At 71.2% G+C, this 14244-nt stretch carries 14 protein-coding genes; 6 read left to right on the forward strand and 8 right to left on the reverse strand.

Annotated elements, in window-relative coordinates; translation table 11 throughout:
* Positions 1-38 precede the first annotated feature (38 nt).
* Positions 39-434, reverse strand: a complete 396-nt coding sequence (sodN, locus tag ACFZAM_RS09835; RefSeq protein ID WP_355347273.1) for a superoxide dismutase, Ni — start codon at positions 432-434, stop codon at positions 39-41.
* Between the two features lie 140 nt (positions 435-574).
* On the opposite strand from sodN, the gene sodX reads away from it, so the two are divergent.
* Positions 575-1000, forward strand: a complete 426-nt coding sequence (gene sodX / locus ACFZAM_RS09840) for a nickel-type superoxide dismutase maturation protease (protein ID WP_355347270.1) — start codon at positions 575-577, stop codon at positions 998-1000.
* Here the strand turns inward: sodX and ACFZAM_RS09845 are convergent.
* Positions 904-1536, reverse strand: coding sequence for a CGNR zinc finger domain-containing protein (locus ACFZAM_RS09845; protein ID WP_355347268.1), 633 nt, complete (start codon positions 1534-1536; stop codon positions 904-906). The genes sodX and ACFZAM_RS09845 overlap by 97 nt on opposite strands.
* 78 nt (positions 1537-1614) lie before the next feature.
* Between ACFZAM_RS09845 and ACFZAM_RS09850 the strand changes: the two genes are divergently transcribed.
* Positions 1615-2373 (forward strand): methyltransferase domain-containing protein, encoded by a 759-nt coding sequence (locus ACFZAM_RS09850; protein WP_391044393.1) that lies wholly within the window; start codon positions 1615-1617, stop codon positions 2371-2373.
* An 86-nt stretch (positions 2374-2459) separates the two neighbouring features.
* Here the strand turns inward: ACFZAM_RS09850 and ACFZAM_RS09855 are convergent, their stop codons facing one another.
* From ACFZAM_RS09855 to ACFZAM_RS09865, 3 genes are read right to left on the reverse strand one after another with little or no spacing between them, the layout of a single operon-like run.
* Positions 2460-3227, reverse strand: coding sequence for an amino acid ABC transporter ATP-binding protein (locus ACFZAM_RS09855; protein ID WP_355347265.1), 768 nt, complete (start codon positions 3225-3227; stop codon positions 2460-2462).
* Complete coding sequence (locus tag ACFZAM_RS09860; protein WP_391044396.1) at positions 3227-4228, reverse strand: ABC transporter permease subunit; 1002 nt, start codon at positions 4226-4228, stop codon at positions 3227-3229. Before ACFZAM_RS09860 ends, ACFZAM_RS09855 begins: the two co-directional genes overlap by 1 nt.
* 1 nt (position 4229) lies before the next feature.
* Entirely contained in the window at positions 4230-5201 is a 972-nt protein-coding gene (locus ACFZAM_RS09865) for an ABC transporter substrate-binding protein (RefSeq protein ID WP_355347262.1), read from the reverse strand.
* 492 nt (positions 5202-5693) lie between these two features.
* Between ACFZAM_RS09865 and ACFZAM_RS09870 the strand changes: the two genes are divergently transcribed.
* On the forward strand, positions 5694-6869 hold the full coding sequence (locus ACFZAM_RS09870) for a malic enzyme-like NAD(P)-binding protein (protein ID WP_391044811.1): 1176 nt from the start codon (positions 5694-5696) through the stop codon (positions 6867-6869).
* A gap of 77 nt (positions 6870-6946) precedes the next feature.
* Positions 6947-7909, forward strand: a complete 963-nt coding sequence (locus tag ACFZAM_RS09875) for a zinc-binding dehydrogenase (RefSeq protein ID WP_391044398.1) — start codon at positions 6947-6949, stop codon at positions 7907-7909.
* A 10-nt stretch (positions 7910-7919) separates the two neighbouring features.
* Here the strand turns inward: ACFZAM_RS09875 and ACFZAM_RS09880 are convergent, their stop codons facing one another.
* The 3 genes from ACFZAM_RS09880 to ACFZAM_RS09890 form a co-directional block, all read right to left on the reverse strand.
* On the reverse strand, positions 7920-8909 hold the full coding sequence (locus tag ACFZAM_RS09880) for a helix-turn-helix transcriptional regulator (RefSeq protein WP_391044400.1): 990 nt from the start codon (positions 8907-8909) through the stop codon (positions 7920-7922).
* Between the two features lies 1 nt (position 8910).
* A complete protein-coding gene (locus ACFZAM_RS09885) occupies positions 8911-9759 on the reverse strand; it encodes a DUF4097 family beta strand repeat-containing protein (protein ID WP_391044403.1) in 849 nt (282 codons plus the stop codon).
* 858 nt (positions 9760-10617) lie between these two features.
* Positions 10618-10791 (reverse strand): DUF6104 family protein, encoded by a 174-nt coding sequence (locus ACFZAM_RS09890; RefSeq protein ID WP_355347247.1) that lies wholly within the window; start codon positions 10789-10791, stop codon positions 10618-10620.
* Between the two features lie 210 nt (positions 10792-11001).
* Here ACFZAM_RS09890 and ACFZAM_RS09895 point away from each other — a divergent pair, with 210 nt between their 5' ends.
* Together ACFZAM_RS09895 and ACFZAM_RS09900 are read left to right on the forward strand one after the other, a co-directional pair.
* Positions 11002-13200: a serine protease gene (locus ACFZAM_RS09895; protein ID WP_391044406.1), complete on the forward strand. Its 2199-nt coding sequence runs from the start codon at positions 11002-11004 to the stop codon at positions 13198-13200.
* A gap of 24 nt (positions 13201-13224) precedes the next feature.
* Positions 13225-14238 (forward strand): MoxR family ATPase, encoded by a 1014-nt coding sequence (locus ACFZAM_RS09900; protein WP_188283451.1) that lies wholly within the window; start codon positions 13225-13227, stop codon positions 14236-14238.
* Positions 14239-14244 lie beyond the last annotated feature (6 nt).

The raw sequence follows: 14244 nt of genomic DNA on the forward strand, positions 1-14244 counted from the left end.
GGGCGCGGGCGGTTGACGCTCCGGGGTGAACCGGGGGGTCAGGCCTGCTTGGTCTCCCAGAAGATCTTGTCGATCTGGGCGATGTAGTCCAGGGCCTTCTGCCCGGTCGCCGGGTCGTTCGACGCCTTCGCCGCGCTGAGCGCCTTGAGGGTGTCGTTGACGAGCTGGTGCAGCTCCGGGTACTTCTCGAAGTGCGGGGGCTTGAAGTAGTCGCTCCAGAGCACCGAGACGTGGTGCTTGGCCAGCTCCGCGCGCTGCTCCTTGATCAGAACGGCACGGGTGCGGAAGTCCGCGTCCTCGTTGGCCTGGTACTTCTCCTGGACCGCCTTGACGGACTCGGCCTCGATGCGGGCCTGGGCAGGGTCGTATACGCCGCAGGGCAGGTCGCAGTGGGCGCTGACCTTGACCTTGGGCGCGAACAGGCGAGTGAACATGGCTGTCCTTCCTCGTGATCGTCTTTCCACGTGGGAGATTACTCCCTGGGAGAGTCGTTTTCTCGGGTGCCCCAGGTGGCTTAGGACAAAAGTCTGGTGCCACTCTGGGGTCGGTGGAGGAACGAACCAGGAGGCGCAGGATGCGGGAGCAGGGGGCCAGGCTGTCGTGGCAGTTGGTCGAGGTCACTGGTCCGTCGATGGCACCCACGCTGCTGCACGGGGACTGGCTGCTGATCCAGCGGATCGCCAGTGGCGCCGAGCAGGTGCGTGAGGGCGACGTGGTGGTGCTGCGGCACCCGTTGCAGCAGGACCTGCTGATCGTCAAGCGTGCCGTGGAGCGGCGCGAGGGCGGCTGGTGGGTGCTGGGCGACAACACGTTCGTCGAGAACGACAGCCGGGAGTTCGGCGCGGTGCCCGACGAGCTGGTCATGGCGCGTGCGCGGGGCCGGTTCCGGCCACCGGGCGAGGTTCAGCGGTCGGTGGCGGGGGCGGCCTCCTGGGCGGCGTCCTGCGTGCGGCTGCTGCGGCCCGACCGGTCGTTCTCCAGGCGCTTGCGGGCCCGGTAGGCCGCGACGTTGGCGCGGGTGGCGCACCGGTCGGAGCAGTAGCGCCGGGAGCGGTTGGTCGACGTGTCCACGTACGCGTTGCGGCACGGCGCGGCCTCGCAGATGCCGAGCCGGTCGACGCCGAGCGTGGTGAGCTGGACGGCCAGGCCCATGCAGGCGGTGGCCGAGTACGACGCGCCGGCGTTCGCCGCGTGGTCGGCGAGGTGCATGTGCCAGTCGGGGCGTCCCGTGGCGTCGTCCGGATAGTCGTGCCCGGAGATCTGCGGGCTGACCGGGAACTCCAGCATCAGCGCGTTGAGCAGGTCCACCGCCCGGACCTCGTCGCCCTCGTCGGCGGCCTCGAAGATCCCGCGCAGCCGGACGCGTACCGCCCGCAGCCGGGCCACATCGGCGTCGACCGCCCGCGCGGCGGCCTGCGTACCGGCGCCGATCAACTCCCGTACGGCCTCGACCGAGGTCAGCGCGTCCGTGCCGCGCTTGGGCTCCTCGGTGTTCACGAGGCGCACGGCGTATTCCGAGTAATAAGCCAGTTCCACTTGTGGTCCTTACTGGGGGCGGTCTAGTCTCGGTAATGGCTGAACGGGCTATCAGGGTATTACGAAACGGAGGCTGGTGTGGCTGTGGCGACGGAGAGTGTCTGGCAGGACTGGCAGCGGAGCTGGGACCGCCAGCAGGAGTGGTACATGCCCGACCGCGAGGAACGCTTTCGGGTGATGCTGGACATGGTCGAGGCACTGGTCGGCACCGCGCCCAGGGTGCTGGACCTCGCGTGCGGTACCGGAAGTATCACGGACCGGCTGCTCCGGAGGTTCCCGGCGGCCAGGAGCACCGGCGTCGACCTGGACCCCGCGCTGCTCGCCATCGCGGCCGGTTCCTTCGCCGGGGACGACAGGGTCACCCTTGTGACCGCCGACCTCAAGGACCCGCGCTGGACCGAGAAGCTGCCGCACGACTCGTACGACGCCGTGCTCACCGCGACCGCGCTGCACTGGCTGCACAGCGACGCGCTCCGGACGCTGTACGGGCAGCTCGCCGGACTCGTGCGCGAGGGCGGGGTCTTCCTCAACGCCGACCACATGCCGGACCCGGCGACCCCCGTCCTCAACGCGGCCGACCGCGCGCAGCGGCACGCCCGGATGGACCGGGCCAAGGCCGAGGGCGCCCTGGACTGGAGCCAGTGGTGGCAGCTCGCCGCCGCCGACCCGGTGCTCGCCGAGCCCACCGCCAGGCGGTTCGAGATCTACGGCGAGCACGCCGACGGCGACACCCCGCCGCTCGAATGGCACGCGCGCACACTGCGCGAGGCGGGCTTCTCCGAGGCCCGGGGTGTGTGGAGTTCGCCCAGCGACGCCCTCGTGCTCGGCCTCAAGTAGCCCTGATCGCGCGGGAGTTGACGCCGGGCGTACGACGGAGGGGGTACGGGCCCGAGGCCCGTACCCCCTTGTGGTCCCGCGTCGCGTCACAGTACCTTTGATAGAAAGGCCCTCGTGCGCTCGTGCTGCGGATTGCCCAGCACCTCCCGGGGATGACCCGACTCGACGACGACACCGTCGTCCATGAAGACCAGAGCGTCGCCCACCTCACGGGCGAACCCCATCTCGTGCGTGACCACGATCATCGTCATGCCGTCCTCGGCCAGCCCCCGCATCACGTCGAGGACGTCGCCGACCAGCTCCGGGTCGAGCGCCGACGTCGGCTCGTCGAACAGCATCAGCTTCGGCTCCATGGCCAGCGCCCGCGCGATGGCCACCCGCTGCTGCTGCCCGCCGGAGAGCTGCGACGGGTAGTTCGCCGCCTTGTCGCCGAGGCCGACCCGGTCGAGCAGCCGTACGGCGCGCTCCCGCGCCACCGCCTTGGGCTCCCGCTTGACCTGGACCGGACCCTCCATGACGTTCTCGATCGCCGTCATGTGCGGGAAGAGATTGAACCGCTGGAAGACCATCCCGATGTCCCGGCGCTTGGCCGCGACCTCGCGGTCCCGCAACTCGTGCAGCCGGTCGCCCTGCTGCCGGTAGCCGACCAGCTCGCCGTCGACCCACAGCCGCCCGGCGTTGATCTGTTCCAGGTGGTTGATGCACCGCAGGAAGGTGGACTTGCCGGAACCGGAGGGACCGATCAGACAGAACACCTCGCGGGGCGCGACCTCCAGGTCGATGCCCTTGAGAATGTGCGCGGCGCCGAACGACTTGTGGACGGCCTCCGACTTCACCATCGGCTGGACGCTCATCAGGCCACCTTCGGTCGGCGCAGGGTGGACAGGTTGGACATGACCTTCTGCCACGGCGTGAGCGGCAGACTCCGCAGCGAGCCACGCGCGTAACGCCGTTCCAGATAGAACTGGCCGACGCTGAACACGCTGGTCAGCACCAGGTACCAGACGGAGGCCACGAACAGCATCTCCATCACGGCGCCGGAGTCGGACCCGATGTCGGAGGTGGCGCGCAGCACTTCGGTGTACTGCACCACCGACACCAGCGAGGAGGTCTTCAGCATGTTGATGAACTCGTTGCCGGTCGGCGGGATGATCACGCGCATCGCCTGCGGCAGCACGATCCGCCGCATGGTCCTGCCGCCGGTCATGCCGAGCGCGTGCGCCGCCTCGGTCTGGCCCTCGTCCACCGACTGGATGCCGGCCCGCACGATCTCCGCCATGTACGCGCCCTCGTTGAGGCCGAGGCCCAGCAGGGCGGCCACGAAGGGGGTCATGACGGCGACGGTGTCGTTCTTGTAGATCGGCCCGAGGTTGATCACCGGGAAGATCAGCGACAGGTTGAACCACATCAGGAGCTGCACGTACACCGGGGTGCCCCGGAAGAACCAGATGTACAGCCAGGACACCGCCCCCGTCACCGGGTTCTTCGACAGCCGCATGACCGCGAAGAGCACGCCCAGCACCAGGCCGAGCGCCATCGAGCACACACTGATCAGGACGGTGTGCCACAGACCCTTGAGCACCTGCTGGTCGAAGACCTTGTCCCCGACCGTGCCCCAGATGACATCACCCTGCGAGAACGCGTAGACCAGCCACCCCAGCAGCACGACCACCACGACGGCGCTGACCCAGCGCCCGTAGTGCCGTACCGGGACCGCGCGGATGGCCTCGTACGGCGTGGCCGGCCGTGTGTCCTTCCGCAGCGGGTCCTGCGGCGGGGTGTCCCGGGGCGGGGCGTCCTGCGGCGGGGTGTCGCCCGACGGTTTCTCGAAGGGGGTCGGTGTGCCCGATGCCACGTCAGGAACCGCCGTTGATCGCGGCCGACGCGATGGCGCCGCTGCTCGCGTTCCACTTCTGCAACACCTGCGCGTAGGTGCCGTCCGCGATGATCGCGTCCATGGCCGCCTTCAGCGCGTCCCTGAGCTGCGTGTTGTCCTTGCTGACCGCGATGCCGAACGGACCGGCGTCGGCGGGGGAGCCCGCGACCTCGAAGTCGTTGCCGTTGCCGGACTTCTGCGCGATGTACGCGGCCACCGGCGTGTCGTTGAGGTCGGCGACCGCGCCGCCCGCCTTCACCCGGGTCTGCGCCTCGGAGTCGGTGTCGAACTTCTGGATCGTCAGACCCTTGGAGCCGCACTCCTTCTTCTGGGCCTCGAACGCGTCGTCGTAGATCGTGCCGCGCTGGACGGCCACGGTCTGCCCGCACACGTCGGCCAGGGACTTGACGCCCTTCGGGTTGCCCTTCTTCACCAGCAGGGAGGAACCGGAGGTGTAGTAGTCGACGAAGTCGACGCCCTTGCCGATCTTCTTGCCCTTGTCGTCCAGACCGCCCTGGCGGGCCTTCGTGTCGCTCATAGCGGACATCACGATGTCCGAGCGGCCGGTGTAGATGGAGGTGATCAGGCCGTCGAACTTGCCGTTGGTGAACGTGAAGGTGACGCCGAGCTGCTTGGCCAGCGCGTCCGCGATGTCCGGGTCGATGCCGACGATCTTGCCGTTCTCGGTCTGCTCCATCGGCGCGTACGAGGCGTCCGTGCCGACCTTGATGGTCTTGGAGTCCTGGTACTTCTGGGGGAGCTTCGAGAAGAGCGGGGCGACCGCCGAGGTCGCCGAGGACCCCGTCCCACTAGGGGTGACGGTGTTCGCGGGCTTGTCCTTCTTGGTCTGGTCGCCGCATCCGGTCAGTACCAGAGTGCCGGCGACCGCTATGGCGGCGACCGCGGTGAGACGAGTGAGAGCGGCCGAACGCCGGGTCGTACATGCGGTCATCGCTGTGTCCTCCTGCGGAAGTGAGGGGGTCGTGCAGTGGACATGGCACACGCCATCGAGTACCGCCACCGTGTGTGATCTGTGCATCTTGCCATCCGGACACCCCCGGGCAGGGTTCCCGTTGTGTCAAAATCGGATAACGGGCGATCCCCGGGCCTCCACCAGGCCGGCACACCAAGGCCGGACCACGCGGAGGCCATGCCGATCAATTCCCACTCGTCGCCGGAACCGACTTCCGGTAGAACGGGTCCTCACCCCTCATCCGGGGCCCATGGCGTGCGTGCGGCGCGCCTGGCGTCGGCCGTCACCTTGCTCACTCGTACCTGGTGACGCGGACGCCGAGCCCACCTCCACCCCCTTCGGGCGGAGTACCCTCATTCATCATTCAGACAAAGGGGTCAAAAAGTGGCAGCGGAGATCGTCAATCCCCGGACCGATGCGGACAGTACGGACAGCGCCGACAGTGCGGACGGCGCCGACCGTGCGGACGGCATGAGCGGTACGGACGACGCGTTCCCCATCGATCCGGTCTTCGCCCTGCACCGCGGCGGCAAGATGGAGGTCACCTCGACCGTGCCGGTCCGCGACGCCGACGACTTGTCGCTCGCGTACACACCCGGTGTCGCCGAGGTCTGCACCGCCATCGCGAACAAGCCGGAGCTGGTGCACGACTACACCTGGAAGTCCCAGGTCGTCGCGGTCGTCACCGACGGCACCGCGGTGCTGGGCCTGGGCGACATCGGGCCCGAGGCGTCCCTGCCGGTCATGGAGGGCAAGGCCATCCTCTTCAAGCAGTTCGGCGGCGTCGACGCCGTGCCGATCGCGCTGGCCTGCACCGGCGTGGACGAGATCGTGGAGACCGTGGTCCGGCTCGCCCCGTCCTTCGGCGGCGTCAACCTGGAGGACATCTCCGCCCCCCGCTGCTTCGAGATCGAGCGCAAGCTCCAGGAGCGGCTGGACATCCCGGTCTTCCACGACGACCAGCACGGCACCGCCGTCGTCACCCTCGCCGCGCTGCGCAACTCCTGCACGCTCACCGGCCGTACCCTCGGCGACCTGCGCGCGGTCATCTCCGGCGCGGGCGCGGCCGGGGTCGCCATCGCCAAGATCCTCGTCGAGGCGGGCATCGGCGACGTCGCCGTCACCGACCGTAAGGGCATCGTGCACGCCGGACGCGACGACCTGAACCCGGTCAAGCGCGAGCTGGCCTCGTATACGAACAAGGCGGGTCTCACCGGGCCGTTGGAGGCCGCGCTGGACGGCGCCGACGTCTTCATCGGGGTCTCCGGCGGTACGGTCCCGGAGTCCGCGGTCGCCACGATGGCCCGTGGCGCGTTCGTCTTCGCGATGGCCAACCCCACGCCGGAGATCCACCCGGACGTCGCGCACAAGTACGCGGCGGTCGTGGCGACCGGGCGCAGCGACTTCCCGAACCAGATCAACAATGTGCTCGCCTTCCCCGGGATCTTCGCGGGCGCCCTCCAGGTGCGCGCCTCGGCCATCACCGAGGGGATGAAGATCGCCGCCGCCGAGGCGCTGGCCGCCGTCGTCGCCGACGAGCTCTCGCCGCAGTGCGTCATCCCGTCGCCCTTCGACCCGCGGGTCGCCCCCGCCGTGACCGCGGCCGTCGCCGCCGCCGCGCGGGCGGAAGGGGTGGCGCGCCGCTGACCGCGGCCCGGGGTGCGCGGAGCGTCACATGCCGTGGCGGTTCCTCGGGCGCCGGGACCGACCGTAGGGTCGACGGCATGTATGCCGCATACGCCGCACGTATTGACGCCGACAAGCCGTTGAGCGGGTTGGAGTTGGGGGAGCGGCCGGAGCCGTCGGAGCGCCCCGGCTGGACCACCGTCACGGTCAAGGCCGCCTCGCTCAACCACCACGACCTGTGGTCGCTGCGCGGGGTGGGCCTCGGCCGGGAGAGCCTGCCGATGATCCTCGGCTGCGACGCCGCCGGGATCGACGAGGACGGCAACGAGGTGGTGCTGCACTCCGTGATCGGCCAGACCGGTCACGGGGTCGGCCCCACCGAGCGCCGCTCCATCCTCACCGAGCACTACCAGGGCACCTTCGCCGAACGGGTCTCCGTACCGGCCTGGAATGTGCTGCCCAAGCCGAAGGAACTCTCCTTCGAGGAGGCGGCCTGCCTGCCGACCGCGTGGCTGACCGCGTACCGCATGCTCTTCACCAACGCCGGGGTACGGCCGGGCGACGCGGTCCTCGTGCAGGGCGCGGGCGGCGGTGTCGCCACCGCCGCGATCGTGCTGGCCCGCGCCGCCGGACTGCGGGTGCACGCCACCAGCCGGGACGCGGCCAAGCGGGAGCGCGCGCTCGAACTGGGCGCGCACGCGGTGTACGAATCGGGCGCGCGGCTGCCGGAGCGGGTGGACGCCGTCATCGAGACCGTCGGGGCGGCGACCTGGTCGCACTCGGTCAAGTCGCTGCGGCCCGGCGGCACGCTCGTCATCTCCGGCGCCACCAGCGGGCAGAATCCGGCCGCCGCCGAGCTGAACCGGATCTTCTTCCTGGAGCTGAAGGTGGTCGGTTCGACCATGGGCTCCAAGGAGGAGCTGCGGGACCTGCTGGCCTTCTGCGCGGCCAGCGGCATTCGGCCGGTGATCGACTCCGTACTGCCGCTGGACCGCGCCCGCGAGGGCTTCGAACGGCTCGCCGCCGGGGAGCTGTTCGGGAAGGTCGTGCTGACCGTGTAAGCGGTCCGCGTTACGTGGGCGGGAGGTGCAGGGCCGCCGCGATGTGCGCCGCCGCGGCGGACAAGTGGCGCCTCACCTCGCGCAGTTGGGTGTCGTCGACGCCCAGGTCGCGGGCCGAGTCGCGGATGTCGTCGCGGAAGCGGTCCAGCAGGCGTTCGAGGTCGCGGAAGGGGTCGGCGGACGGCGGGGTGTCGTCGTCCGCGGGCTCGGGCGCTTCCGTGTCCGCGTCCGACGTCGCCGACGTGTCCCCTTCCCTCTCCGTCTCCTCCTCCGTCTCCTTCTCCGTCTCCTGGGCGGGCTCGGCCGTGGCGTCGGCCCAGACCGGGGGCGTACCGGGCGCGCCCCAGGGCGTGGTCGGTACGTCCATGCCCTTGCCGAACCGGCCCAGCTCCTTGGTGAGTTCGGCGAGACCGTCGCGCAGCCCCGCCTGCCAGTCGCCGGAGCGTACGTGCGACTGCACCTGCTCCTGGACCTGGCGGGCGATCCGCTCGACCTCCTCGCGCGCGGCCTTGGCCTGGCGGCGGGCGTCGCGCGCCTCCTCCTTGGCCCGGCGGCTCTCCTCCTTGGCGCGCGCGGCCTGCTCGCGCCACTCGTGCTTGGGCGACGGGGGCGTACGCGCCTCCTGCGCGGCGGCGCGCACCTCGCGGCGCAGATCACCGGCGGCGCCCCGGACGTCCTCGCGGATCTCGGCGGCCAGCGTGGAGACGGACTCGCGGATCTCCGCCTCCAGGCCCGCGATCTCGTCGGCGCGGTCGGACAGCTCGCCGCGGCCCGCGTCGGTGAGGGCGTAGACCTTGCGGCCGCCCTCGGTGGAGTGCGTGACCAGGCCCTCCTTCTCCAGTTTCGCCAGCCGCGGGTAGACGGTGCCCGCGGAGGGCGCGTACAGCCCCTGGAAACGCTCTTCCAGCAGCCGGATCACCTCGTAGCCGTGCCGGGGCGACTCGTCCAGCAGCTTGAGCAGGTAGAGCCGGAGTCGGCCGTGGGCGAAGACGGGCGCCATGTCAGATGTCCTTCCGGAACGAGGGCGCGTCCTCCAGCGGCGGCCTGCGCAGCAGGGCGATGGCGCCGGAGACGGTGGTGGCTCTCAGGCGCGCCCCGCCGGAACCGATCCGGCCGGTGATGCGCTTGGCCCCCCACTGCCCGGTGACGCGCAATTCGTCGAAGGCGCAGGAGACATGGCCGCTGGTGGTGTTGGCGTCGACCTCCGCGTCGCCCGGTTCCGGGATACGGATGGCGATCTCGCCGGAGACGCTGGTGAGCCGGACGTCCGCCCCCGCGGACGGATCGAGGTCGAGCACCATGTTGCCGCTCACGGAATCCGCTTTCACCTCGGCGCCGCTGCCCTCGACCACGGTGAGGTCACCGGAGACGGTGTTGATCCGCAGGCTGCCGGAGACGGACTGGGCCTCGACGCTGCCCGCGACCGTGTTGGCCCGCACCGGGCCGCTGAGGCCGACGAGGGTCGTGTCCCCGTTGACCCCCTGGACGCTGGTCTCCCCGGCGATCCCGGAGATCACGGCGCCGGCGCCGACGACTCCCACTTCGACCTTGGTGTGCTGCGGGACGGCGAGCGTCACGACCGCGTGACGCTGCCAGCCCTTGGGGTCGAGCCACTTCAGGAAGCCCTTCCACGGCAGGTCGTCGTAGGTCACGGTGAGGGTGCCGCCGCGGTGGTACACCTTCAGCGGCGGGCCGTCGATCTCGGTGACCTCGACCCGTGCGGGGCCGTCCTCGGTGCCGACGACGTTCACGGCGCCGTTGACGATGCGCACGCAGAGGGTGTCGACGGGCTCCTCGAACACGAACTTTTCCGGCTCCGCCACGGTCCGGTCCGACGACATGCCGCTCATCGTGCCCCTCCTCGGGTGCGCCTTGGGACGCAACATATCGCGTCTCGTGCATTCACGATATATCGCGTGGCTCACAAGTCAAGTGGTGTCTTTTTTGCCCGCCCGCCCACCCGTGCGGGTGCTTTCTTCGTCTGCGGGTGCCGCTTGTGCCTGGTCGGTGCCGGTCCGGGGTACCTCCTCGAAATGCGGCTACCTGGTCTCCTGTATCCGGTGCCCTTCTTGTCACCGCATTTCTGCGGGGGCACCCCGGCCCGTCCCCTCCCGGTACGTCGGCGTCCGGCGGTCCGGTGGGGGTGGCCGGGAGGGGGGTGGGTGGGCTTGGGTACGTCGGCGTCCGCCTGCCGGTGGGCGTTGCGGAGGGGGGTGGGTGGGGTCGGGTACGTCGGCGGCTGACGGTCCGCTGTGGTGGTGGTGGAGGGGGTGGGTGGGAGTCCGGCCCCTGCGCCCCCGACCTTCCGGCGGGGTGGGCGAAGGGGGGTGGGTGAGAGCCCGGGCCCTGTGCGCCCCGACCTTCCGGCGGGGTGGGCAGGGGCTTTGTTGGGCTCTTGGAGGAAGGGCCCGAGCATTCCGACTCACCGGGAGGGGGACCGGCGCAGGGCGGCACGCCGAAAGAACCCCCCTCCCCGGCAACCCCCACCGGACAGGCGGACGCCGACGTACCGGGAGGGGACGGGCCGGGGTGCCCCCGCAGAAATGCGGTGACAAGAAGGGCACCGGATACAGGAGACCAGGTAGCCGCATTTCGAGGAGGTGCCCCGGACCGGCACCGACCAGGCACAAGCGGCACCCGCAGACGAAGAAAGCACCCGCACGGGTGGGCGGGCGGGCAAAGACAAAGACCAAGGACCGAGCCGGAGGCTAGTCCTCGTCGTCGAGCCGCGCCAGCCACGTCGCCAACCGCTCGGTCGGAATCTCGAACTCAGGGTTGAGGTCCACGAATTCGCGCAAGCGCTCGGCCAGCCAGTCGAAAGAGACTTCCTCCTCGCCGCGCCGGGTGGCGAGCTCCTCGATGCCGCGGTCGGTGAAGTACAAGATCTGCTCCGGAACGGGGTGGGACGGTGGTGGACGGGGAAGAACGGGAGGGACGAGACGGGACGTACACCGCAAGGATAGGGAGTATGTCCGAAGGTCCTCGCGCCGGTCCTGGCCGCGGGCTAGCCTTCGGAGACGATCAGTCACTGGGGGTGGGATGGGGGCGCAGACGGCTGCCGCCGCGGCACCGCGATTAGGGCGGGGCGCGCGATGACGGCGTTCGGCGGTCCCGGCGGGCTCGACGAGCCCGCCGACCCCGCCGAGATCCTGACCCCGCTGGTCAGCGAGGCGACCGTACGCGTTCACGGCCGGGAACCCGGCTACCCGCTGCGGGGCAGCGGCTTCTTCGTGGCGCCGAACTGGGTGCTCACCTGCGCGCACGTCGCGCTCGCCCAGAGCGGCGAAGGCGGTGACGGCGGCGGCGGTGACGGCGGCGGCCCGGCCGGCCGCAAGGTCTCCGTCGGATACGGCGACCGCATGCTCAGCGGCGTCGTGGAGTGGGCGGAACCGGCGGGCCACACCGGCACCGGCCGCTGGCCGTCCCCCGACCTCGCGCTGATCCGGCTGCTGGACAGCGTCGACCACCCCTGCGTCTGGCTCACCGAGCGCACCGCCAAGGGCTACACCACCAACCAGGTCGCGTACTTCGGCCACATCCCGATGGACGGCGAGGTCGTCGCGTACAACGGCCGCTGCTCCATCAGCGGCCAGCTCGGCAGCGGCGGACTGCTCAAGCTCGGCAATGAGGACGAGATGCCCAACGGCGTCTCGGGCGGCCCGGTCGTGGACCTCGTGCGCGGCGAGGTGATCGGGGTGCTGAAGGCGCGCCGTACCGGCCAGGACGGCGGACTCGCCATCGGCGTGCAGGAGTTGCGCAGGCTGCCCGCCACCGGCACCGCCGCCGACCTGTACCACCGCGTGATGACGGCGCACGACCTCTACCACGCCGACCGTTACGCCTTCGTCGGCGGCCAGGAGGTCACCTGGACCGACGCGCACGGCGAGATCGGCGCCGCCGCGGGCCGCGCCCTGACCCCGGGCCAGCGCACCGCACTGCTCGGGATGCTCGCCCAACTCCCGCCGCCCGCCAGCGCGAAGAGCCTCCAGGACATCGTCGGAGCGGTCCGCGGCAGCCCCGCGCAGGGCCTGCCGACCGCGCCGCGCGCCTGGCGGGACGGCCTGGGCCTGCTGTACGACCTGCGGCGCGGCACCAGCGAGTTGGAGGCGGTGCTGCGGTTCGCGGTGCAGGCCGCGACCGCCGACAGGACCCGCGCCGCGGACGAGGCGGCCGAACGCGTCCTGTGGCACTGGGCGCAGGACACCGCCGCCGACGCGATCGGTCTGACCCGGCTGTTCCGCAACACCCTGGTCACCGAGCGCAAGGCCCGGCTGCGCGCCCGCGGCACCCTGGTCACCGGCCTGACCGGCGACCTCGGCGCCGGACTCGGCGCGGACCCGGACGTCGGCCTCGGCGCCGACTTCGGCACCGGCTTCGGCGGCCCGGGCACGGACCTCGACGATCAGGGAGCGGACAGCGGTACGGCCGCGGCCACCGCCACCGCGACCGCGACCGCGGCCGACGCGGGCCCCGGCGGCCGGCCGGACCGCCGTATCCGCCCAGAGGCCCTGCTGGAGATCATCCCGCGCGGCTGGGAGCCGGGCCGCCTCGACTGGCGGGTCTGCGTCGTGCCGGAGAACGGCGAAGTGGAGTGCGTCGAGGAGGACTTCCGCGGCACCGCGCTCGACGACCTGCCGGTCCGGCTGCGCGAGCCGCTGGACGAGGCGTTCCGCCGCTGCGACCAGCCCGGCTACCCGGCGCCGCTGCAACTGGCCGTCCCCGGCGCCCTGGTGGGCTTCCCCGTCGAGACCTGGCCGCTCGGCCCCGGCGGGCGCGCGCTCGGCGCCGTACGCCCGGTCGTGGTGCGCCGCACCGACGCGCCGCCCGACGACGACCCGGCGGTGACCGAGGCCAGGCACGGCCGTTGGCACACCCTGCACCAACAGCGGCCGCGCGCCGACCTGTTCGACTGCGACGACGGTACGCCGGGCCCGCTCCCGGCCGACGACGAACTGCGCGACCGCGCGCGCGACACGCTGCCGGCGCTCTGCCGCAGCGCCGCGACCGCCCCCGAGGAGCTGCACCGCCTGGTGACCTCCGGCTACCCGGTCGCGGTGTGGCGCAGGGAGCCGGTCGCCCCCGAGACGGCCTGCGGCGACTTCCACCGCGGCGTGAACCGTACGGTGCGCGCCGCGCGCACGGCCGCACGGCTGCCCCGCGCCCTCGCCGTCCTGCGCGCGGCGGTGGACGCGGGCGTGCCCGAGGCGTTCTGGTCGGTGGGAATCACCCTGCTCTACGACGATCCGACTCGCCCCCTACCGGGGACCGACGAGCTGTTGGAGACTCCATGAGGACGAGGTATCGAGGTGAGTGAGATGACCGACGCCAGCCCCGCCGGCGAGTGGCTCATCTACCGGGGCACGGGAGAACCGCACACCGGCATCGACGGACTGCCAGAACCGCCGCCCTGGCGGGACTTCGACGGCGGCCCACTGGTCCAGCAGGGTCCTGGGCCCGACAGTTCCTCCGCCCGCAGGCTCGGCGCGTACCGGCACATGGCCGAGATGCACCGGCCCAGCCCGGAGGAGCTGGAAATGGTCAACGCGGCGCTGTACCTGCGCCGTCCGCTGCTGGTCACCGGCAGCCCCGGCACCGGCAAGAGCACCCTCGCGCACGCGGTGGCGTACGAACTGGGCCTCGGCCGCGTGCTGCACTGGCCGATCGTCAGCCGCAGCGCGCTCCAGGACGGGCTGTACCGCTACGACGCGATCGCCCGCCTCCAGGACACCCAGATCGCGGCGAATTCCGGCACCGCCCCGCCCGGCGGCATCGGCAGCTACATCCGGCTCGGCCCGCTGGGCACCGCCCTGCTGCCGACCGCCAAGCCGCGGGTGCTGCTCATCGACGAGCTGGACAAGAGCGACATCGACCTGCCCAACGACCTGCTGAACGTGATGGAGGAGGGCGAGTTCGGCATCCCCGAGCTGGAGCGGCTGGCCGAACGCGAGCCGCAGGTCGAGGTGTTGACCGACGACGGCGCCAAGGTCTCGCTCCGTGAGGGCCGCATCCGCTGCCGGGCCTTCCCGTTCGTGATCCTCACCAGCAACGGCGAGCGCGACTTCCCGCCGCCGCTGCTGCGCCGCTGCATCCACCTGGAGCTGGGCCGTCCCGACCACAAGCGGCTGTCCACCGTGGTCCGCGCCCACCTCGGCGACGAGGCGGCGACTGTCGGCGACGACCTGGTGACCCGCTTCCTGGAACGGTCGCGCAGCGAACTCCTCGCCACCGACCAGTTGTTGAACGCGATCTTCCTCACCCATCACGCCGCGCCCCCCACCCGCAGCCGGTTGGCGGACATGCTCATCCAACGGCTCGACCGGCCCAGGTGAACCGGC

Source organism: Streptomyces sp. NPDC008079 (assembly GCF_042957385.1).
GTDB lineage: Bacteria > Actinomycetota > Actinomycetes > Streptomycetales > Streptomycetaceae > Actinacidiphila.